The organism is Thalassoroseus pseudoceratinae, assembly GCF_011634775.1.
In the GTDB taxonomy this organism is placed as follows: domain Bacteria; phylum Planctomycetota; class Planctomycetia; order Planctomycetales; family Planctomycetaceae; genus Thalassoroseus; species Thalassoroseus pseudoceratinae.
Map to the genome: position 1 here is coordinate 66,405 of NZ_JAALXT010000008.1, position 21,436 is coordinate 87,840.

16 protein-coding genes are annotated in these 21,436 nt (G+C 55.2%); 10 read left to right on the plus strand and 6 right to left on the minus strand.

Features of this window, described 5'->3' with window-relative positions:
* Window positions 1-16: 16 nt before the first annotated feature.
* Complete coding sequence (locus G6R38_RS24645) at window positions 17-1,021, minus strand: HEAT repeat domain-containing protein (protein ID WP_166831466.1); 1,005 nt, start codon at window positions 1,019-1,021, stop codon at window positions 17-19.
* Window positions 1,022-1,128: 107 nt separating this feature from the next.
* Here G6R38_RS24645 and G6R38_RS27900 point away from each other — a divergent pair, with 107 nt between their 5' ends.
* On the plus strand, window positions 1,129-1,341 hold the full coding sequence (locus G6R38_RS27900; protein WP_206028714.1) for a hypothetical protein: 213 nt from the start codon (window positions 1,129-1,131) through the stop codon (window positions 1,339-1,341).
* A gap of 80 nt (window positions 1,342-1,421) precedes the next feature.
* Here G6R38_RS27900 and G6R38_RS24655 read toward each other — a convergent pair whose 3' ends face one another.
* The 3 genes from G6R38_RS24655 to G6R38_RS24665 form a co-directional block, all read right to left on the minus strand.
* On the minus strand, window positions 1,422-1,856 hold the full coding sequence (locus tag G6R38_RS24655; protein WP_166831467.1) for a 3-hydroxyacyl-ACP dehydratase FabZ family protein: 435 nt from the start codon (window positions 1,854-1,856) through the stop codon (window positions 1,422-1,424).
* Between the two features lie 74 nt (window positions 1,857-1,930).
* Window positions 1,931-2,443, minus strand: a complete 513-nt coding sequence (locus G6R38_RS24660; RefSeq protein ID WP_166831468.1) for a hypothetical protein — start codon at window positions 2,441-2,443, stop codon at window positions 1,931-1,933.
* Between the two features lie 10 nt (window positions 2,444-2,453).
* Entirely contained in the window at window positions 2,454-3,881 is a 1,428-nt protein-coding gene (locus G6R38_RS24665) for a phytoene desaturase family protein (protein ID WP_166831469.1), read from the minus strand.
* Between the two features lie 400 nt (window positions 3,882-4,281).
* Between G6R38_RS24665 and G6R38_RS24670 the strand changes: the two genes are divergently transcribed.
* The 3 genes from G6R38_RS24670 (at window position 4,282) to G6R38_RS24680 (ending at window position 10,047) form a co-directional block, all read left to right on the plus strand.
* Entirely contained in the window at window positions 4,282-5,127 is an 846-nt protein-coding gene (locus G6R38_RS24670) for a sensor histidine kinase (protein WP_166831470.1), read from the plus strand.
* Window positions 5,128-5,183: 56 nt separating this feature from the next.
* Complete coding sequence (locus G6R38_RS24675; protein WP_166831471.1) at window positions 5,184-6,206, plus strand: ROK family protein; 1,023 nt, start codon at window positions 5,184-5,186, stop codon at window positions 6,204-6,206.
* 220 nt (window positions 6,207-6,426) lie between these two features.
* Window positions 6,427-10,047, plus strand: coding sequence for an acyl-[ACP]--phospholipid O-acyltransferase (locus G6R38_RS24680; protein WP_166831472.1), 3,621 nt, complete (start codon window positions 6,427-6,429; stop codon window positions 10,045-10,047).
* A gap of 1,002 nt (window positions 10,048-11,049) precedes the next feature.
* Here G6R38_RS24680 and G6R38_RS24685 read toward each other — a convergent pair.
* Window positions 11,050-13,242, minus strand: a complete 2,193-nt coding sequence (locus tag G6R38_RS24685; RefSeq protein WP_166831473.1) for an arylsulfatase — start codon at window positions 13,240-13,242, stop codon at window positions 11,050-11,052.
* A gap of 573 nt (window positions 13,243-13,815) precedes the next feature.
* Here G6R38_RS24685 and G6R38_RS24690 point away from each other — a divergent pair.
* The 6 genes from G6R38_RS24690 to G6R38_RS24715 all read left to right on the plus strand — a co-directional run bounded on the left by G6R38_RS24690 (window position 13,816) and on the right by G6R38_RS24715 (window position 19,265).
* Window positions 13,816-14,763: a DUF1559 domain-containing protein gene (locus G6R38_RS24690; RefSeq protein ID WP_166831474.1), complete on the plus strand. Its 948-nt coding sequence runs from the start codon at window positions 13,816-13,818 to the stop codon at window positions 14,761-14,763.
* Between the two features lie 101 nt (window positions 14,764-14,864).
* The gene (locus G6R38_RS24695) at window positions 14,865-15,290 is read left to right on the plus strand and encodes a S24/S26 family peptidase (protein WP_166831475.1); all 426 of its coding nucleotides are present in this window, start codon (window positions 14,865-14,867) and stop codon (window positions 15,288-15,290) included.
* Window positions 15,291-15,500: 210 nt separating this feature from the next.
* Entirely contained in the window at window positions 15,501-17,039 is a 1,539-nt protein-coding gene (locus tag G6R38_RS24700; RefSeq protein WP_166831476.1) for an RNA polymerase sigma factor, read from the plus strand.
* 157 nt (window positions 17,040-17,196) lie between these two features.
* Window positions 17,197-18,339 (plus strand): aminofutalosine synthase MqnE, encoded by a 1,143-nt coding sequence (mqnE, locus tag G6R38_RS24705; protein ID WP_166831477.1) that lies wholly within the window; start codon window positions 17,197-17,199, stop codon window positions 18,337-18,339.
* Window positions 18,340-18,434: 95 nt separating this feature from the next.
* Complete coding sequence (locus G6R38_RS24710; RefSeq protein ID WP_206028715.1) at window positions 18,435-18,836, plus strand: VOC family protein; 402 nt, start codon at window positions 18,435-18,437, stop codon at window positions 18,834-18,836.
* Between the two features lie 225 nt (window positions 18,837-19,061).
* Window positions 19,062-19,265, plus strand: a complete 204-nt coding sequence (locus tag G6R38_RS24715) for a hypothetical protein (protein WP_166831478.1) — start codon at window positions 19,062-19,064, stop codon at window positions 19,263-19,265.
* A gap of 15 nt (window positions 19,266-19,280) precedes the next feature.
* Here G6R38_RS24715 and G6R38_RS24720 read toward each other — a convergent pair whose 3' ends face one another.
* Window positions 19,281-21,224, minus strand: coding sequence for a DNA gyrase/topoisomerase IV subunit B (locus G6R38_RS24720; RefSeq protein ID WP_166831479.1), 1,944 nt, complete (start codon window positions 21,222-21,224; stop codon window positions 19,281-19,283).
* Window positions 21,225-21,436: the final 212 nt, after the last annotated feature.

Here is a 21,436-nt window from a genome sequence, read left to right on the forward strand (position 1 = left end):
TCGACAAATCTCCGCGTCAATCACGGAGCGCTTGCAATGCGAGATCGGCATCTGTTCGAATGCGGGATTCGGGATGGCTGTCGGCGATGGGTTGGATCCATTCGATGAGTTGCTCTGTCTCCGCGTCCGACCACTTACCTGCCAGGTCGCCCACCGCTTTGAGAGTATTTTTGAGCACAACCAGATTGACCTGCTGTCGCTCGACGGATTCCGGTTCGGTCTTGTTGGCGGTCTGAGTGAGCACGTCTCGAAAGACCGGCCAACCGGCGGTGACTTGCTGTCGCGCCAACGCGATTGCGGCATTGGCACGAACTTCCGAATCACCGTCGTTGAGCAGCACTTCCAATCGGTCACGCGTGGACTTCTCGGGGATTAGCCCGAGGATAAACGCGCCGGTTTGACGAAAGAGGGCGTCTTCGTCGTGCGTGAGGTCAATCATGCCTTCGACGACATCCGGCACCGCGAGCAACTCAGTCCGCAATTCCGGGACTTCACTCGATCGCCCACTGAGAACGGCCAACGATTGCGCAGCCGCTTTGCGGGTTTCTCGATCGTAATCCTCGGTCAACGCGGCTTGCTGCAACGGAGGAATGACTCGCCGGGGTTGATTGAGATACGCGAGCGTCGTCGCCAAATAGACTTGCTGCTTGATCACCGGATCGGTTTTGCCAGCGGCGAGTTGTTCTTCGAAGAGGTCCACCAAGGCTTTGCCGATTTCCGGATTGTTGCTGAGTTCGCTGTCGGAATCGGTGGCAAGATCATTTCGCAACATCTGAGCCAACCCCAAGGCGGCTCGCCAGCGGCGATGTTCGTTCGCGCTGCGAAGTTCGGTGACCAACTCCCGCCAATCTTGTTCCCCCGCGGCCAACCGACCGAACAACGTATAAACGCCGACAATCCCGATCACGATGATCGCCGGAATCACGAACAGTTGCACAATAAACTTCGCCGACGGCGGTTCCACCGGTGGAAGTTCTTCGAGTTCGTCTTGGGAATTCGGTTCCGAGGTTTCGTCGGACATGGTTGGCACCGGTTGGGCGTGTGTCGGTAGTGGCGTGTCTTCAAGTGTAGAAAACAAGCACCAAAGATCAACGAATGTAGAGGGGCGAGAGTGGGGAGCAGAGAGTCGTGCATTCCCATCACTCTCTAATCTCGACGCTCTACCCTCTACTCACCACCGATGGTCGCGGACGTGGCGGATCGGGGTTTGGTTTCGGTAATGGTGGGTCTGGCAGTGGTTGCGGTGCCGGGTCGGGTGTGGGGGACGGAATTGGTACGGGCTTAGGTTTGACGTTCATCAATGTCTTACTGTCTTGGAAGTCAGGAATTGAAGTTCAATGAGTGAGGCGTAAGTCATGTCTGGTTTTCCTCGCCTTACGCCTGACTCCTCACGCCTCACATGGTCCGCATCATCGTGTTCTCTACTTCGGAGCGGCGGCGGTGCAGGCGAATTCCAAGCGAGTCGAGACTTTCCCGTCTACCGTGACTTTGCCAGCGAGGAAAAATGCATTCGACAGTCGTTCGGTGATCTTCACTTCGATGTCGATTGTGTCGCCGGGGTGGACCATCTTGCGGAATTGCACGTTGTTCATCCGCGTGGCGACCGGAACTGCATCACCCTCGACGGGTTGAATGGTGGCAATCAGAATTGCCGACGCCTGCATACACGCCTCACACTGCAACACCCCCGGCATCACCGGAAAGTCGGGGTAATGCCCTTGGAAGACATCAATGGACGGATCGAGAAACTTCCGCGCGTGGATGGATTTGTCGGTCATCTCGACGACTTCATCAATCCACAAAAACGGCGGACGGTGCGGGATGAGTGCTTCGATTTGTTCGCGGTTGAGCGACATAGTTTTGTTGTCGTTGGATAAGAATTTGAGAGGGGACGCTCGCGTTACCCACATTGTAGACCGATCGGCCACACTCAGGTGTCGTATTCTCCGGTCCACGGCGGATAGAACAGCAAATCGTTCGGAAGAAGATGAACGTGGTAACGCATTTCCTCGTCGTCTTCCTCTTCGTCAAACATGTCGCATTCTTCAGTGGTGAGCAACCCGAAGATGCACCCGTCATGCTCGACTTGGAACCGCTCGACCGCGATATCGCAGAATGTCAGTTCGCCAATCGCGTTCAGTTTGGCCTCAAGACCGGCTCGTGCCTTTTCGATGACAGCGTCTTCACCGTCCGCAGTGGTGCCGTGCGATTCGATGTCGGAGTGCGTGTGTTTGCCGTCGGCGTCAAAATGATGGACGACCGAAAACCACGTTTTCTTCGACTCCCAACCGTCGTCTCCAAGCAACTCAAAATTGAGTGGCCCGACATTCGGTGTGACAAACCCCATGAAGAAGCCACCTGCACCCTTTTGGCCAATGTAGTGCGTGTGGTACTCCTCTTCGCGGTTGATCGGGATGCGTTTCGGCGGTTGCATGTCGTCCATCAGTCGGCACCTACAAACTTGCAGCGGCGGGTGTGAGGTACTTGTCGACATCGTTCGCGACAATCACGCCGTAATTCACCGCCCCCAACCAACCGGACATGATGATGCCCACACTGCCGGCGTGATACAGTCCACTGACTTGTTCCGGCAGGGACTTACTGACGGCGAGCCCTTCGAACTTGGTGCCGAAGGACGCTCCTTGTTGGTGAAGCGTGTAGTGTTTGAAGGTGCGTGGCGTGGAAACTTCGATGTGGTCCAACTTCTCGCGAACGTCGGGCACGTATTGTTCGAGGCAATTCAGCGTGGTTTCCGCGAGGTCGTTTTTGGCGGCTTGGTAATCCTCTTCGGAGAGGTCCGCCCAATCTTTGTAATTCGCGTTGGTAGACGAGACGACCAACCAACGATCGCTGCCCGGTCGGGTTTGCGGATAGTAGAACGAGAATGTGCGGCTGCTGACGTCGCGGCTGAGCATCGCTTCGATGTCAAAGCCTTTGTGTTCCGAGTGGAACAGCAAATCGCCGACGTCATCGAAACCTTCACCGGGTTTCAGGGCGATGTAGACTTGGCAACTGCTATTGTTCAGCCGGACGGCTTTGGTTTCTTCGACGAAATCGGGATCGAGATGATCCGGCCCGACGAGTTTCAAGATCGTGGATTTGATGTTCGCGTTCGAAAGCACCGCCCCACAAGTGATGCGACGACCGTTCACAACGACGGCTTTCACCTGGCGATCGGGCGTGATTTCGATTTTCTCGACGAGGCAGCGAATTCGCAAATCAACGCCGTTCTTGATCAGCTCCTCTTTCATCTGCGTCACAAGTTTGTCGGTGCCGCCCTCGAAGGTGAACACGCCCTTGTGCATGAAGTTCGAGAATACAATGCCGTAAGTGATGGCGGGGTCTTCGAGTGTTGAACCGTTGGCGTAGGTGATCGGCTCCATCAACAACCGCACGACATCATCACGACCGGGGAAGAATTCTTCGAACAGCTCCCGTGTGGTTTTCGATTGATCATCGAAGAAGTTCATGCTGCGAGCGGTGTCGAAGAACTTCTGCACCGTCTCCATCGGCACTTGAAATTTCTCGGTGATGATTCGCGTGAAATCATCGCGGTCGAACGTGGTTCGCAGGGAGAATTGCGGGTTCTCGAACCGGACGCCTTTGAGTTGCACGATGGAGTCAGCGATCTCGCGAGTCCAATACTTTCGGCAACTCTTGATCATGCCGTGCGGAAAACCGTGCAGGGAGATGTCAAAGATGTGGCCGCCAGAGCGTTTGAACCACGTCGCCATTCCGCCGAGTTGATAATGGTGTTCCAACAACAACACGGAGTGTCCCTGGCGAGCCAGGAGGTTCGCGGAGGTCAAACCAGCGAGACCACTACCGATAACAACCACATCGTAGTGGTCCCGAGCACCTTTGAGAAAATCTTTGGCCATAGTGTTCAGCAAACAATTCGAGAGGCGGTATGTCAGTCACCCCGACAGTGTAGGCACACGGCGGACGAATTTCGAGGGAGTTGTCTGTCACAGGGTTCCACAAGCCGCCGACAACGTCGCAACGACCGACACCAAGCGATGCAAATTGCCCGAGAAGGCCCCAAACGTCACCGGTTCCAAACACAAGAAAACACCCCATCTTACCCTGTTTCCCCGCTTTCGATTGATTGCGTAACGCTTTGGAAAAGTCGGGGGAGATCGTCTTGCGTCTTATGTCGGCAATGCTAGATTGAAGGAGAATCGCGGGCCACACCGATATCAAACCGGGAGGGGTCAGCCTGATGTATCGGTTGCCCCCCCATCACCGAAGCGGTCCAGCCACGGAAAGGCCAGTTCGCCCATGGCAACCAACTCATTGACGCCGACCGACGAAGCCTCTGACACGTCGATTGATTCGCTTTCAGCCGGCGAGGCCGCAGAGATTGAACAGCTCAAACAGCAAGTCGCGGCTCTGCAAGCCGAGCTCATGCAAGCACAGCGGTTGAGTTCCGTCGGAGCGATCGCCGCCTCGATCACGCACGAATTCAACAATATCCTGACGACGGTCATCAACTATTCGAAGATGGGGATGCGTCATAAAGACGACAAAACCCGCGACAAAGCCTTCGATAAGATCCTCTCCGCCGGACAACGTGCTTCGAAAATCACCACGGGGATGCTGTCCTACGCCCGCAACCGAGCGGATCGGCAAGAACCGATGGACTTGGTTGTGCTGGCTCAAGATGTGCTCGTGCTGGTCGAAAAGGATTTGCAAAGCCACCGGATTTCCCTCGATACCGATTTCCCGGAATCGGTGATGGTGATGGTCAATCCCAGCCAGATTCAACAGGTCCTGCTGAATTTGGTCATTAACGCCCGGCAAGCCATGGATGAGGGGGGAAGCCTGCGAATCGGAGTGCGACGCGATCCGGAAAACGGATTCGGCGAGATTTCCGTGCAGGATACCGGAAGCGGAATTCCTTCGGAGAAACTGCCGAAAATCTTTGATCCGTTCTTCTCGACCAAAGAAGCGGACTCCCAAGGACAAGGCGGGACCGGACTGGGTTTGTCGGTGTGTCGGCAGATTATTGAGCGTCATCGTGGACGAATTCGCGTCGAGAGCACTGTCGGTCGAGGCACGACATTCACACTGAAACTTCCGCTGGCGGCTCCTGTCGAATCGACAAAACCGGCATGGACTGAGTAAACTCCGACCGCTGTAACCCAAAGTGCCAACCGAGTTTCTCACGACCAAACGCAACCATGCCCCTTGACGAACATGAAGGCCCGTATTTTCTCGGGATTGATCTCGGTGGAACGAATGTCCGTGCGGGAGTGGTGAGCAATGCCGGTGAGTCGTTGGCACACGCCAGTCGACCGACGCAGGCGGCCCAGGGGTCGGAATTCGGCCTCAAGAACATTTTTCAGGTGTCGGAACAAGCGGTGACGGCTTGCAGTTTGTCATGGGACGACATCGCGGGCATCGGTGTGGCGGCACCGGGCACGATGGATATCCCCGCCGGCGTGCTGCTTCGACCACACAACTTGCCAGGTTGGTACGATGTTCCCATCCGAGAGCGGATCGCCCAACACTTTGACAAACCGGCGATCTTGCAGAACGACGCCTCCGCCGCTGCATATGGGGAATATTGGGTCGGAGCCGGTCGACACGCGGAAAGTCTCGCGTTTTGGACGCTTGGAACGGGTTGCGGAAGCGGCTTGATTATCAACGATCTGATTCTCGAAGGCGTCCACTCCTGCGGTTCGGAATGCGGGCACATCATCATCGAGATGGACAACGGCCGACTCTGCCGAAGTGGTCAGTATGGCACTCTGGAGGCGTATGTCAGCGCGACGGCTCTATTGGAAATCTGTCAGTCGAAACTCGCGGAAGGCCGGGAAACGGTCCTGACGGAGTGGATCGAAGCCGGACAAATCCTCACGCCGCTGCTGATTGGTCAAGCGGCTGAACAAGGGGATCAACTCGCGAATGAACTCATCATGGAAATGGCTCGCTGTCTGGGTGTCGGCACGGTGACGCTCATGCATGCGATCAATCCGGCGACCATTTTGATCGGGGGAGCAATGACGTTCGGTCGTCATAGCACGGAACTTGGTCGCCGTTTCCTCGAACGGGTGAAACAGGAAGTCCGCGAACGAGCCTTTCCCGTGCCTGCCGAGAGAACCATCATCGACTACGCCACGCTGGGCGGTTCCGCTGGGTACATCGGAGCGGCCGGTTGCATCCGCCGTGCAATTCGCCTGAATGAAGTCCCGGAGTGGTAGACTCTCAGCCCGCGAATTCCCCCTGTTTTCACTGTTCGGTATGTTCTTACTGAATTTGGTGTGATATTCTCCTCAAAAAATCGCCTTGGAGAATGCGTGGTATGCGACAACTCAACCGCGACTAGGGTTGTGTTTTTCATATCTGGGTCTGATCGTCAACGCGGAACAGCCATCGAAACGACGATCTTTGCGAACTTGAAGACAAGCCAGGCGGTCGCTGATGTCCAGCCCCTCACAGCCCGAAGTCCAAGACGGACTGTCCTCGAAAAGTTTCATCGCGTTATTAGTAACGCAATTCCTTGGTGCCGCGAACGACAACGCCTTCCGCTGGCTAGCCGTCTCGATTGCTATTGGTGTGATGGGCATTGCGCGGGAAGGGACCGCGTTGGCCTTGGGAACGGTCCTGTTTACGGCTCCGTACCTGCTCCTCGCCAACATGGCGGGATTTCTGGCGGATCGCTTCGACAAACGAGCGGTCATCGTTTGGTGCAAAGTCGCCGAATTGGTGTTGGCGTCGATGTTGGTTGGCTCGATTCTGCTGGGCGGCGTTGTCGGCGTGAACGGTAGTTTGGCGTTCATGTTCGTGACGGTGTTCCTCATGGGCTGCCAAAGCGCGTTGTTTGGCCCCTCCAAGTTCGGCAGCATTCCGGAGTTGGTTCGCACGGAGAAAATCTCCGCAGCTAACGGACTTATGGGAATGATCAGCGTGGTCGCCGCCGCATTGGGAACACTCGTTGGGCTGTCGCTTTACCAATTCAACGAGACGGCCATTAGCCATTTCGTCGGACACCGACTGAACATCCATGCGGAAATCACCGTGTTGGCATTGTGGCCGGTCATTCTGACACTGCTTGGAATGGCGGTGGTTGGAGTCGGTTCCAGCTTGATGATCCGTCGCCTCACGCCGGCCGACCCCAACCGCAAGATGGCGAAGAACCCGTTCCGGGAAACCGCGAACGACTTGAAAGTTCTGTTCGCCCGCCCGGCGATTTTACGGGTCGCGTTGGGCATTTCGTTCTTTTGGATGATGGCGTCGCTGGCTCAGTGCAATGTGAATCTGTACGGAGAACACGTTTTCGGTCTGAGCAAAAGCGGCGTGGGCATCCTGATGGTGGTCCTCGTGGGAGGCGTTGCCATCGGAAGCGTGTTGGCGGGTTGGCTTTCACACGGTCGTGTGGAATTGGGCATTGTGCCGCTCGGAGCGGTCGTGATCATTATAGGAACGGTCGGGTTGTGCATCGTCGGCTGGAATGCCGATTTGCCAATCACCTTCGACACCACCGCCAAACTGACCACTCCCTTCGTCATGAGTTACCCCAGTTTCTGGCTTTGTTCCGCTTTTCTATTCCTTCTGGGCTTTGGAGCGGGCCTGTTCCTGGTCCCGTTGGAAGCGTTCTTGCAGGAAGAATCGGAAACCCAGGTGCGGGGAACTGTCATCGCAGGCACGAATTTCGTCGCCTTCACAATGGTGATTCTCAGTTCGGGCATCTTCTTCATTGAACGGGATTTGCTGGGTCTGTCATCCTCGACGATCTTCCTACTGTGCGGCATCGTTTCCGTACCGGTGCTATTGTACGCATTGTATCTGCTTCCAATGGCGACCGTGCGGTTTCTCGTGTGGTTACTGATGGCGACAAACTATCGTGTACGAATCCGCGGACTTGAGAACATCCCCAAACGCGGTGGTGCGTTGATCGTGGCCAACCACGTGAGCTACGTCGATGGTTGGCTGGTGACGTTGTCGTCGCCCCGCCAAATCCGCTTGATGGCAGACGGCGATTTCTACAAAGGAAGTCGACTCATCACGTGGATGTCTGACTTGTTCAAAGTCATCTCTATCAACCCCACCATGGGTCCCAAAGGCTTGGTCAAGGCGTTGAAGGAAGCCAATCGAGCCGTCGCGAACGGTGAGTTGGTTTGCATTTTCGCGGAAGGCAAGCTGACACGGACTGGGCAACTCGACAAATTCCAACGTGGATTGCTGCGAGTGGTCGATGGGACGGACTGCCCGGTGATTCCTCTCTACATCGACAAGTTGTGGGGAAGCATTTTCAGTTATCACGGCGGAAAGATCATCTACAAATGGCCCCGACAGTGGCCGCACCGCATTTCCATGAACTTTGGCAAACCGGTACAAGAGCCCAAGAATCTGGCGGAGGTTCGTCAATCGGTGCTCGACATGAGTGCGGAATCCGCGAAACAACGACCGGAACGCAAACGCGGTCCGGTCCGGCGGTTTGTGCGTCGCTGTAAACAAGCAAAGTTCCAGACAAAGATTTCGGATTCCACGGGGCAGTCGCTCACTGGTGGAAAACTGCTGGCGGGTGCGTTGGCCTTGAAGAAGCAACTTCGCGAAGCCGGGATCACCAGCAAGCACGGCGATGCCCAAACAATCGGCGTCATGCTGCCACCGTCGGTCGGCGGATTCCTGGCGAACACGGCAATCTCGATGAGCCGAGATGTCTGCGTCAACTTGAACTACACGCTGTCCGAATCCGACCTGAATTACTGCATCGAAAAAAGTGGCCTCACGCATGTCATCACCAGCAAAAAGGTGATGGACAAACTGAATATCGAACTGAACGCCGAATCGGTTTTCCTGGAAGACCTGATTGCTTCCATCTCGAAAGGCACTCGCATCAAAGCGGGCATCCAAGCCTACGCCCTGCCCCCGTTTGTTGTGGAGCGTCTACATGGTTTGAACAAAATCCAGCCGGACGATTTGCTCACGATTCTGTTCACTTCCGGCTCGACGGGGCAGCCGAAAGGCGTGATGCTCAGTCATTACAATGTGCAGGCGAATATTGATTCCATCGACGACCTGTTCAATCTGAAAGCTCGTGATACGCAAGTCGGCGTGATGCCGTTCTTCCATGCGTTCGGGTACACGTTAGGCATGTGGCTAACCGGGACGACGCCGATTCGGGCCGTCTATCATCACAACCCAATTGATGGACGCACCGTCGGAAAGTTATGCGAGGAGCATTCCGCCACCATTTTAATGGGCACACCGACATTCCTGCGGGCCTACATCAAGCGTTGCAAGCCGGAACAAATGAAGCACCTCGATTTGGCCGTCGTGGGAGCGGAACGGCTGTCGCCGGAATTGGCAGAAGAATTCCAGCAGAAGTTCGGAGTCCTTCCGACCGAAGGGTACGGCACCACCGAGCTTGCTCCGTTGGCAACTGCCAACATTCCCAACACACGAACCGGTTTTGAAGAAGACGACGCTCGCAAGATCGGCAGTATCGGTCGTCCGATTCCAGGCGTGAGCGTTAAAGTGGTCGATCCAGACACCGGGGAAGATCGCGACTTCGGCGAAGAAGGTTTGCTGCTCGTGCGAGGAGCCAACGTCATGCAAGGCTACCTCGACGAACCGGAAAAAACCGCCGAAGTTCTCAACGACGGTTGGTACAACACCGGCGACATCGCCACCATCGACGAGAGCGGATTCGTCACGTTAGCCGGGCGACTCAATCGGTTCTCGAAGATCGGCGGCGAGATGGTCCCGCACGGTCGCATCGAAGAAGAGTTGTTGCGAATCGTCGGAAATCAAACCGAATCCGAAGGTGAAGTCCCGTTGGTTGTCACCGCCGTTCCCGACGAAAAACGGGGCGAACGGCTTGTGGTGCTGCATCGTCCGTTGGATCGCTCTCCCGAAGACATTTTGCAGGAACTTTCCGCAGGCAATCTGCCGAACCTTTGGTTGCCCTCCCGAGATAGCTTTCTTGAGGTGGAATCGATCCCGGTACTCGGTTCCGGCAAACTCGATTTGAAAGGCATCCGCGAAACTGCCGTCCAGCATTTTTCCGCAGGAACCGCTGCATCGACTTCCACATGACCGCCACAGGAACATTTGACCATGTTTCGCGGAATCTCGATTTTTTTTCTGAGATTCCGTGAGTTCTGTTGTCCTCCGCGGACAAAAAACGTTGTTCCTATTAGAGGATGCGGGCCACGATTTGAATCCTCACCCCTTGGGCAATCTGGTTCTCAAGGTTCTTGGGTCGACGATCCTCAGCATTCACGTGCTGAATCCATTGTCATTTCAACATTCAAAACTAGTCCCGTGGGGAAATGGATACGAAGCCATCCCCAGCCCAGCGGACATGCCCGGTCGGAGTACAATTCCGACCAGCGGAGGTGACGGTCATGACGCATTGGCTTTCGCAACACGGTTCCGAAATCATGCCCCAAGTCATCGCCGGTCTGGCGATCGTGTTTGTGCTTGGTGGAATCGTTTGGTATCGGCGGCGGAACCGGGGAGTCGCCGGTTTGCAGTCTCTTCAAGATCTCGCAAAACGCCAGGGCGGAAGCGTTGTGATGAACGAAGAGGGCAAACCGCAATGGCGAGTGCCATTCTACGGTGCCACGCTCGTTGTTGGATTTCGGACCACGAAAGGTGTGACCCAAAAATCCGCGCCACTCCCCTGGACTCGGGTTGCGTTGGAAGTACCGGGACTCAAAACGACCGAATTTCGCGGTATCCTGATGCAAGAACGACACGCCCCCAACCCCAACGTTTGGCGAGTTCTCGCACCACTCCGGGAAACTGCGGCTTGGGGTCCGTTGAAACTGGTGATCGATCCGAATGGCGAAGTGCCGACCGTCGAAATCTGGCGATTTGGTTGGGGTCGGCAAGACGTGAATTGGATCGAGCAAACACTCGTCTACTCGCTCGATGTTCTGCTCGATCTCACACGCACCGTCTGTGAAAACCCCTACAACGCAAAATCACTGAGGGAGTCGCTGACGACGAGTCGCATCTTCAAGAAACCCTTTTTGACGCTGGATGAAGACAACCAACTTCCCGAACGGGTGAAGTCCGCCATTTTCGAGTCGCCTAAGGGAACGTCAGAATCACGCGCTCGATTGTCCCGGAGTACTCAAACGGAGTCTCATAATTACCAACGGCTCCCGTCAAATCTTTCCCAACCTGCAAACCATCCAGCGGCATCTGGGTCAACACCCCCGCAGATTTTCCTTTCATGAACGGTTTCCGATTCACAGTCGCGTTGACGACGCCATCGTCTGCAAGGGAGACGGTGATGGTCTTGGCATCGGGCGGTAGAACTTCGGTGCTGACCAGATCATCGAGTTTGCCACTCCGCCGAACCGCGAAGTGCAATCGACCGTCTTGCACATAGACCGCATACCCAGCAGACGAACCGCCCTGCGCCACCAACACACCGTCTGACCCCAGCTCGGAAATTTTCACTGTCACGGTGAACGGTCGGTTCTCGACAAAAGGCGACTTCGAACGCGGCAGATTGGCATCGGCTTTCAGTTGGTAACGCTTCTTCTTTTTGTTGAACTTCGGTTTGTCATCGCGACCGGACAACGGCAGCACATTTGCCCGCTTTGCATAGGTCTCCCATTGATCGGCTAGCTGTTTGACCAACTCTGGATGGTCGTCGCTGAGGTCGTGTAACTCCGTGCGGTCTTTTTCGAGATCGTATAATTCCCAATCGCGGCTCTTCTTGGCGACCAATTTCCATTTTCCGTCACGGATCGCCCGGTTCCCTTCGTGTTCCCAGAAAATCGGACCGCTTCGTGAGATTTTTCCGCCTTCGAATGTCGGTCGGAGGGAAACGCCTTCGAGTGGTTTGATGTCCTGCCCGTTATGTTTGTCGGGATAGTCCGCGTTGGCCACGTCCACGCATGTCGCCATGATGTCGATGAGATGCCCCGGTTGATGTTCCAACTCTCCACGACGGGAAATGCCGTTCGGCCAATGGACGATCAACGGCGTGCTGATCCCCCCCTCATGCACAAAGTGTTTGTACTCGCGGAAGGGAGTGTTAGAGACATTCGCCCAATCAATGCCGTACGCGATGTAAGTATCTTCCGGCCCTGGCATGATGTGTGGTCCTTGCAGCGTTGGCACACCGGCTCGGTTCTGCTTTGGAATCACGTCGAGACGAATGGCATCCTGAGCAATTTTCGGTAGCGACGGGGCCACCGGACGCTTCCAATCCCCTCGCCGACCAACACCCTCCTGGCACCCACCGTTATCTTGCATGAAGAAGATCAGCGTGTTTTCGAACTGCCCTTGCTGTTTCAGCGTGTTCACAATCTGTCCGATTCCCTGATCCATACGGTCGATCATCGCGGCGTAGACTTCCATGCACCGCTGTTCCCACTCCGAATGTTGTACCTGCTCCCAATTCCCGACCGTGGGCGACATCTCCCAAGCAGCGTCGATCAACCCGAGTTTCCGCAACCGTTCGAGCCGACCTTGCCGATACGCCTCGTAACCCTGATCGAATTTACCGCGATACTTGGCGATGTCTTCCGGCAAAGCGTGCATTGGCCAATGAGCAGCCGTGTATGCCACGTACATAAAGAACGGCGATCGTTTGCCGTCCGTGCTGGAGTGCTCCGTGATGAAGCGAGCCGCATGATCGCTGATGGCGTCGGTGTAATAATACTGTTCGGGTTGATATTCGGGATCGGCAAACGGCGAGACCATCGTGTTGTCCCGCGTGAGTGTGCCGGGGTCGAAGAAACTGCCGGCTCCCGTAATCGTGCCGTAAAAGCGATCAAAACCGCGTTGCAACGGCCAATTGTGTTTCGGGCCCTCCGGATCGGTGTGCAACGTAACATGCCATTTGCCCACTCCATAAGTGGCATAACCTGACGGCTTCAACACCTCCGCCATGGTCCGGCAGCGATTGTTCAAGTTCCCCCGATAACCGTCGGTGCCACGATCGTTCATCATGTGACCGACGCCCGCTTGATGCGGATACAATCCGGTCAACAACGACGCCCGCGTCGGGCAACATCGTCCGGTGTTGTAGAATTGCGTGAAACGCAATCCCTCCCGAGCCAAACCGTCCAGCGTTGGCGTTTCGATCTCGCCACCATAACAACCAAGATCGCTGTACCCCATGTCGTCCGAAAGAATGACGATGATATTCGGACGATCCTCAGCCTGAACTGATGCCGTTGCCGCAATCAACAAAAGAATCGTCCACACGATTGATTGGACGACTTGGTGACGATTCGCGAATCGGGAATTTTGAAGGTCAAGCATTCGATGGGCCTTTGATTCTCGCAGCGCGGGAGAACTTCGACGAATACGAAACGACAACGGAATCGTTGTGCGACGATAAGTTTCTTTTTGTTCTACCCACCGACGGGGAAAATCGCGAACCCACCACAGTTTTTTCCGTTTCCACCGGTCGAGATGAGCCCGAAAACGTGGTCTGAATCTCTCGGCAAATGAGGAATGCAAAAGAGTCGATCCGAAACGTTATGGGTATGCACGTCAGTGCTGCCATTGCTCAACACGACGGAACTGTTGCCATAAGCTATCCAAACCACAGAACACACAAAACAATGCCCAAATGAACACAATGGTGTTTTTTACCGGTGTTTCAAGAATTAAATCTTGCAAGCCTTGCGAGTAGCCCCTACGATTGACGCCCCTGCAAAACCTACCACTTGGGGACAAGTTCAATCTTGAACTTCCGCTCCCCTCCGCAACTGTTAACTGCCTTCCTTCTCAAAACGATTTCCCCCTGTTTTTTCGATTCAGTTTTTGTCCGTGAGCGCCACGCTTCCGTTGCGATCACATATCTCAACTTTTCACTCTTAAGGAATTCGAATGTCAAAGCGCTCCCGAAAACACGGTTTCACTCTGATTGAGTTGCTGGTCGTCATTGCGATCATTGCGATCTTGATTGCCCTTCTGCTGCCCGCCGTCCAAGCGGCTCGCGAAGCGGCTCGCCGTTCGCAGTGTATTAACAACCTCAAACAATGGACGCTGGCCTGCCACAACTTCGCCGACATCAACAACGGATATTTCCCATTGGGTGGGATGAACTCCTTGGGCACGGTGGAGAACGGACGACAACACCAACGCATTAGCTGGCCGGTTTTCTTGTGGCCATTCATTGAGCAAGTCAACCTCTACGAACAGTACGATTTTGCTCAACCGTTCTACTTGGCCCCGAATATGTCTACGCAACGGGTCCACATTCCGGCTTACACCTGCCCGTCCGATTCCAGTCGCCCCGAACAAGCAAATTCGGACACCTATTGGCGAGTCATGGGCAACTACGTGGCTAACATGGGCAACACTCACTTGCACCAGAACGCCGCCGACCAAGCGATTTTCACCGGTGCCCCATTCGGGATTCGTCACGTGTATTCGATGAATCACTTCACCGACGGTTTGTCCAACACGGCGTGTTTCTCGGAGATTATCATTGGTGCTCCCGGTGAACTCACCGACAACCGAGGCGACTTGCTGAACGACGAAGGTAGCCCCGGCTTCATGTCGATCCTCACGCCGAACTCGTCCAGCCCGGATCAATGCCGCAAGTGTAAAGATACGTCAGAAGACCCGAACCATGCGGATTACCGCGTCATTCCCTGTGCGGAAGTTGGCTCGAACCAACAGTACCAAATCGCTCCCCGGAGTCGTCACGCGGGCAGTGTGAACGCCAGCATGTGTGACGGATCGGTCCGGACGTTCTCGGACTCCATTTCCCAAAACGCCTGGGAAGCCGCCCTCTCCACACGCGGTGGCGAAGTCGTTGAACTTCCGTAGGCACGATGATTTTCAAACGACCGTCCGTGCAAATCGTTTGCGGACGGTCGTTTTCCTATTCAAATGAATCAACTCCCCAGTGAAAGGGACGACAACCGAAAATGAATCGATTAGCTTTAAGCGCTCTCGCTCTCATGGTCACAGTGGCTTTGAGCGGTTGCGGCGATAAATCTGAGAATGTCCAGATCACCGGAAAAATTTCCATCGACGGTGAACCCATTCCCAAAGGCACAATTTCCTTTGTGTCTGCCGATGGGGAAACGCCTACCGGTGGCGGCGTCATCAAGGACGGAAGCTACACGGCACTCGTCCCGCCCGGCGACAAAGTGGTCTTGGTGTTGGGGAATAAAGTCGTCGGGAAAGAACCGCTCTACCAGGGAGTTCCCGACAGCCCAACGCGGGACAGCTACGAGAAGGTCACACCAGACGCCTATAACGCCGCCCATCTCACACCGCTGAAAGCCACAATCACCGAATCCCAAGAGAATCTCGATTTCGAGCTCACTAAAGACGTGAAAACTAAATAACGGCTGATCGCCAACGTAAAGTCTGGTCAGAATTTGCCATAGATAAGGGCGGAGTTCTTCATGAGCTCCGTCTTTTTCATGCGCAGCGACGAGTTTACGCCCTCGATTCCGAGTTTTTTCCAAGATCTCGCTGAAAGGTGCGCAACTGGCGGGTTATGATGAATTCTTATTAGGAATCAATAGGCATCGAACAAGGGGTGGTTACCTGGAATGAGTGCTTCCGTCGCGACTTTCCCTTCCGACTTTGAGTTACTCGGCCGATTTGTCGAACGCAAGGACCAGTCTGCCTTTACGGCCATTGTGCGTCGTCATGGGGGGATGGTACGCGGGGTGGCTCATCGAGTGTTGGGGGACCCGGCCGGTGCGGACGATGCGTTCCAAGCCACGTTTATTTCGCTCTCCAGACACGCACTTTCGCTGACGCAAACCGAGCAAACTCACGATTCGCTGTCGAGTTGGCTCTACCGCGTGGCTCACAATTCCGCTTTGCAGATCAAGCGAAAAGCGAAATCTCGTCGCCGATGCGAAACGACATTCGCCGAACACAAACAAGTCGAGGAACGAGAAAAAGAGTCTCGCGACGAATGGCTGCCGATCTTGGATGAAGAAATCGGTCAATTGCCCACGCGGTTTCAATCGCCGCTGGTGCTGTGCCATCTCGAAGGCCGAACCCAACAGGATGCCGCCGACGAACTCGGTTTGACCTACGCCACGATTCGCCGTCGACTTCAGCAAGCCAAGCGTTTGTTGCGAGAACGATTGGTCAATCGTGGCATGTCGGACACCGGTGCCCTGCTCGCTGTCCCGTTGTTGGTCCGAGCAGCAGAGTTGTCCGCTGCACCATCGGCCTCGGTCATTCAACAGACGATCAGTGCGGCGATGTCGCAGTCCGCGTCTACTCCGGTCGCAACCGCCGCAGCGGTCGGTGGGCAATCGTTGCTGGCAAAAGCCGTCGGCGTGATGTCGTCCGGAAAATCCATGATGGCGTGCGGACTCACCCTCATCGGTGGACTCTCCGCCGGTCTGTTGGCTAGCAATTTCGATTGGAGCACCGTCCAAGACGGCATTTCCGCCCGCACCGCACCCGCGCCGGATCTTGATCCCATCAACGACGAACACGCGAAGATCATCGCCGCAAACGATGCCTCTCCGACTCCCGAAGCGACACCGTTGGAGTCCTTCTCCGATCAGTTTGTCACAACCGAACTTGGCCAAAATCCCTTGGAATTGATCTCCGCCAACGATCGGGAAGCGGTGGAGAAACCGTACTTGGCTGCTGCGTCGGAAGTCCCCGAGTTGCAACCAATCGAAATCGACGACGAGAAACTCGACGATCAGATCGTCAACACGAATCAACCACCGCTCGATCTTCAGGAACCTGTCCAACCGGCATCGAACGAATCTCCGGAAACTTCCAAGACCAAAGCAAACGTAATCCGCAATGTCGTGACGGTTTTAGAAGATCAGAAACGTCGTCTTCACGAAGACCAATCCAACTCAGCGACGACCCGCCGCCAAGTTCCGCCGGCCGAGAAAGTCTTTAAAGGCGTGATTGTGTTCGGTGCGAAAACTCACCGATTCTACACACCGGACGAAGCCGACAAACTCTTGGAACGGTTGATCCAGCAGCCGGCACCGTCCGAAGATGTGGAGTTCCGAGCCGTCTTTCATATCGACGGTGTCGACCATGCCGCTACGGATTTCGGCCAGACACTCGACATTCTGCAACGCAAGCAATTTGTTCGTTAAGTGCATTCAATGACGGTCAGTTTGTGATTGACCGGTGGGAACGGTGGTCGAGACCGACGATTCCGCCTAGAATCCGTCGTGGACCATGCCGATGCCAGTTTGCAGGGCGTGGAATCAGAAATCCATCGAGCACACTCCAACCCTCGAAACCGCTCCCATGTCAACGACACTTTCGCCCGAACAAGCATCCTCGCAACTCGCGAACATTTCCGAGAAAGTCGCAGCCGGCGAACGGCTTTCGTTCGAGGACGGCATGTTCTTGGAAACCGAAACGGACTTGTTCACGCTGGGTCGATTGGCCAACCAGGTCCGCGAGCGGAAGAATGGCAACTTCGCGTACTACAACACCAACATTCACTTAAATCCGACGAACGTGTGCGTTTATCGCTGCACGTTCTGCGCGTTCCGAGCGGACCTGCGAGCGGAGAAGGCATACACCTTCACAGACGAGATGATCCGAGATCGCGTCTTGGAAGCGAAGGCGAACGGAGCGACGGAAATTCACGTTGTCGGTGGCCTTCACCACCTGAAAAAGTTCGATTGGTACCTCAACGTCATTCGTGTGATTCACGAGACGTGGCCGAAAATTCATATCAAAGCGTGGACGCCGGTCGAAATTGGTTGGTTCTGCAAACAAACGAAGCAGTCGATCCGTTGGGTGCTCGAAGAAATGCAAAAAGCCGGGCTGGGGAGTTTGCCCGGTGGTGGAGCGGAGATCTTCGATCCGGAAATCCGCAGCCAAATCTGTGAGCACAAAGCCGATGCCGACGTGTGGTTCGATGTCCATCGTGCGGCTCATGAACTCGGTTTGCGATCGAATGCCACGATGCTCTACGGACACATCGAGGGACCGGAGCACCGCATTGACCACCTCTGCAAACTTCGCGATCTGCAGGACCAAACAGGCGGTTTCCAGACGTTCATTCCACTTGCGTTCCACCCCGAAAACACGGGCATGGATCACTTACCGAAACCCAGCGGACTGCAAGATCTCAAGACCATCGCCATTTCCCGGTTGATGCTCGACAATTTCGACCACATCAAAGCCTATTGGATCATGTTGGGTGAGAAAATCGCCCAAACCGCGTTGGCGTTCGGTGCCGATGACCTCGACGGCACCGTGGTTCACGAAATCATCTATCACGACGCTGGCGCGGAAACGCCGCAGGGCTTGGCGGTCGAGCAACTTCACTCCCTGATCCGCGAAGCTGGTCGGGAACCCGTCGAGCGAGACACCCTCTACCGCCGCGTCATCCGCGACGGAGCCGACTGGAACACCGGCGAACCATTGGGGGCATAACTTCGATTCAACCGGCTTGAGTTGACTTTCCACTTTCGCCCGTTATCGTCGGATCACTTTGTATTTGTTCCCAGACTGCGTTTGAGGAGGCAATCGTGCCCGCAACTTCTTCTATCCGCGTGCAGACGCTTGATCACGTGACGATTGTGGTCAAAGACCTCGAACGCAGCCGACAGTTTTACTGCGATGTTCTCGGGATGGAGGAACAAGACCGCCCGAACTTCGCGTTCCAGGGAAGTTGGTTCCAAGCGGGTGACACTCAGATTCACACCATCTTGGAATTCGAAGATTCCGGCCCAGCGGGTGATGATGGCAAAAAATCGACGCGGGCCCATCACTTCGCGTTCCGTGTCGACGACGCCAAAGCGGCCGCAGAACACCTGAAGGCGTGCGGCGTGCCATTCGTTGCCGGTCCCAAAGAACGCCCCGACGGAGCCGTGCAAACCTTCGTCACCGATCCCGATGGCTACATTATCGAGCTGTGCTCCACCCCATAACCGCTGTAGTCCGGCTATCCGGAATGGATGACCGAATTATCACAAGTGGTTTTCAGAAGTTAAGTAGCGTTGGCTAGCGAGAATGGCCTATAATCGGTTAGTGTCTCAAGTTTTCGTATTTATGGTAAACGCGGCTAATGACAGGGTTTCGGTGCCTTCGTAGCAAGTGCTCCCGAACCACGGTCAATTAACGCGAATAATAAAACGTCCAACGGACAGTGTTTGATGTCGAATCTGTCGAAACGGATGGTGATCGTCTCCGGAATCGTCTCGCTACTTGTGGCGGTGGCGGCGATCCTGGATATCTTCATGGGGATACCGTTCTCATTCGGAACCCCGGACCGTCGCATGACGTTCGATATCACGCTGATTCTCGGCGCGATTGCCGCGTTGTATCTCTGCTGGGACACCTGGCGCGACGTGAAGTAACCGCGTCCCAGCCGCTTACAAGTCGACGTCATCCGCAAAACTGGCTTCATCCATGATCAGCCGGTAACGCTCGGAGGCATCTTTCCCAAGAAGCTGATGGAAGGTTTCGTCGGCCTCCACAAGGTTCTCGATATCCACCCGGAGCAGGATCCGGTTCTCTGGATCGAGTGTGGTCTCTTTGAGCTGCTTGGCGTCCATCTCCCCAAGACCTTTGAACCGCACGATTTCCGGCTTCCGATTGGCCGCGAGACCGCTGAGAATTTCTTCCTTGTGGGCATCGTCGAGGGCGTAGAAATTGTCCCGACCGACGGAAATTCGATACAACGGCGGTTGAGCGATAAAAAGCTTTTCTTGACGGATCAGATCCTGCATGTGTCGGAAGAAGAATGTCAGTAGCAGCGTGCTAATGTGGTAGCCATCGCTGTCGGCATCGGTCAGTAGGATGATCTTTCCATACCGTAGCCGACGGATGTCGAAGCTCGCTCCAATGCCGGTTCCCAGCGACTCGACCAAGTTGCTAACTTCCTGATTCTTCAGCATCTTGCTCAGACTGACGCCCTCGGTGTTGAGAATCTTCCCTTTCAGTGGCAGAACGGCTTGGTAACGGCTGTTCCGCCCCAGTGCCGCCGTCCCACCGGCGGAGTCCCCTTCGACGATGAACAACTCTCCCTCGTCGGGATTGCGACCGGAACAGTCGATGAGTTTTCCGGGAAGATTCGTTTTCTTTCCGCCAGCTTTTTTGCGGGTGACTTCATTGACCGCCGCTCGACTAGCTTCCCGGGCGCGGGCGGCAAGCACGATCCGTCCCAAAACCGCATCCGCAATGGAGGGATTGCCGTTGAGCCAGTTCTCCAGCGTTGGTCGCACGAGACCGTCCACCGCACTCGACATTTCGGAGTTGTTCAGCTTCTCTTTGGTTTGCCCTTGGAACATCGGGTCGGAATGAAACGTGGAGAGAATCGCAACGACACCTTCACGGATGTCGTCATTCGTGATGCTCACACCTTTCGGTTTGATGTCGTGGACATCCATGTAATTCCGAACGGCTTTGGCCACCCCACCCTTCAAACCACTTTCGTGCGTGCCGCCACCGTGTGTGCGAATACCGTTGACGTAACTGCGGATTTGCTCGTCGGTCGCTTCGGTCCACCGCAACACGACTTGTACCCCGATGCCGTCCTCGTCTTTTTCGGCACTGAAGAATGACTCATGAACCGGTCGCTTCTTGGCCTCGCCCGTCATCTTTTCGAGATACGCCGCGATGCCGTCGGGGTGGTGCAGTTCGTACTTTTCTTTCTTGACCTCATCCATGAAGGTGATTTGCAAACCACCGTGAATGTAGGAAATATCCTCCAAGTGCTGACGGATGGTGTCGGCGTTGAACGTGGTGCGAGGGAAGATGGTCGCATCGGGACGGAAGAAGATCGTGGTGCCGCTCGTTCCCTGATACGATCGCAGTTTCTTTACGCGTCCCGTTGGCACGCCGCCCTCGTAGACTTGTTCCCACTCCGCCTTGTCGCGGCGGATGGTGGCGATCATCTCGGACGACAACGCATTCACCACCGACGAACCCACACCGTGCAACCCACCACTGCGGGCGTAGTTCTTGCTGCTGAATTTCCCCCCTGCGTGTAGCGTGGTGAGAATGACTTCCAGCGTTGATTTCTTTTCCTCAGGGTGTTTGTCGACCGGAATGCCGCGACCGTTATCACTGACTGTGATCGACGAGCCGTCCTTGTGCAACGTGACGGTGATTTTATCCGCTTCCCCAGCCAGATATTCGTCGACAGAGTTATCGACGATTTCCCACACCAAATGGTGCAAGCCTTTGGAGTCCACGCCACCAATGTACATCGCCGGGCGATGCCGTACGGCTTCGAGCCCCTTAAGAACGGTGATGTCCTGGCCGGTGTAATTTCCGTTCGTCTTCTTGACGCCTGTGGTCGCGGTGGTCGTCATGTCTTACGCTCGTATCCGTGAATCGATTCGAATCCGTTGAATTCGTCGGAGGTTTGACGTTTCACTTGATGGAGTGACGTCGGTTTTGAGTCTGCCGATTTTAGTTCATCGCATGCTGTAGTGGAATGCGATCATTCAATCCCCAACAGACTTCATGAACAGGAGAACCAGAAAATTTTGACAAGCCGCCATAACCGGCGGATAATCAACCA

Bases quoted from the DNA above. Each gene is read 5' to 3' on its own strand.
- G6R38_RS24645 (WP_166831466.1), bottom strand. From the start codon at position 1,021: ATGTCCGACGAAACCTCGGAACCGAATTCCCAAGACGAACTCGAAGAA.
- G6R38_RS24655 (WP_166831467.1), bottom strand. From the start codon at position 1,856: ATGTCGCTCAACCGCGAACAAATCGAAGCACTCATCCCGCACCGTCCG.
- G6R38_RS24660 (WP_166831468.1), bottom strand. From the start codon at position 2,443: ATGGACGACATGCAACCGCCGAAACGCATCCCGATCAACCGCGAAGAG.
- G6R38_RS24665 (WP_166831469.1), bottom strand. From the start codon at position 3,881: ATGGCCAAAGATTTTCTCAAAGGTGCTCGGGACCACTACGATGTGGTT.
- G6R38_RS24670 (WP_166831470.1), top strand. From the start codon at position 4,282: ATGGCAACCAACTCATTGACGCCGACCGACGAAGCCTCTGACACGTCG.
- G6R38_RS24675 (WP_166831471.1), top strand. From the start codon at position 5,184: ATGCCCCTTGACGAACATGAAGGCCCGTATTTTCTCGGGATTGATCTC.
- G6R38_RS24680 (WP_166831472.1), top strand. From the start codon at position 6,427: ATGTCCAGCCCCTCACAGCCCGAAGTCCAAGACGGACTGTCCTCGAAA.
- G6R38_RS24685 (WP_166831473.1), bottom strand. From the start codon at position 13,242: ATGCTTGACCTTCAAAATTCCCGATTCGCGAATCGTCACCAAGTCGTC.
- G6R38_RS24690 (WP_166831474.1), top strand. From the start codon at position 13,816: ATGTCAAAGCGCTCCCGAAAACACGGTTTCACTCTGATTGAGTTGCTG.
- G6R38_RS24695 (WP_166831475.1), top strand. From the start codon at position 14,865: ATGAATCGATTAGCTTTAAGCGCTCTCGCTCTCATGGTCACAGTGGCT.
- G6R38_RS24700 (WP_166831476.1), top strand. From the start codon at position 15,501: ATGAGTGCTTCCGTCGCGACTTTCCCTTCCGACTTTGAGTTACTCGGC.
- mqnE (WP_166831477.1), top strand. From the start codon at position 17,197: ATGTCAACGACACTTTCGCCCGAACAAGCATCCTCGCAACTCGCGAAC.
- G6R38_RS24715 (WP_166831478.1), top strand. From the start codon at position 19,062: ATGTCGAATCTGTCGAAACGGATGGTGATCGTCTCCGGAATCGTCTCG.
- G6R38_RS24720 (WP_166831479.1), bottom strand. From the start codon at position 21,224: ATGACGACCACCGCGACCACAGGCGTCAAGAAGACGAACGGAAATTAC.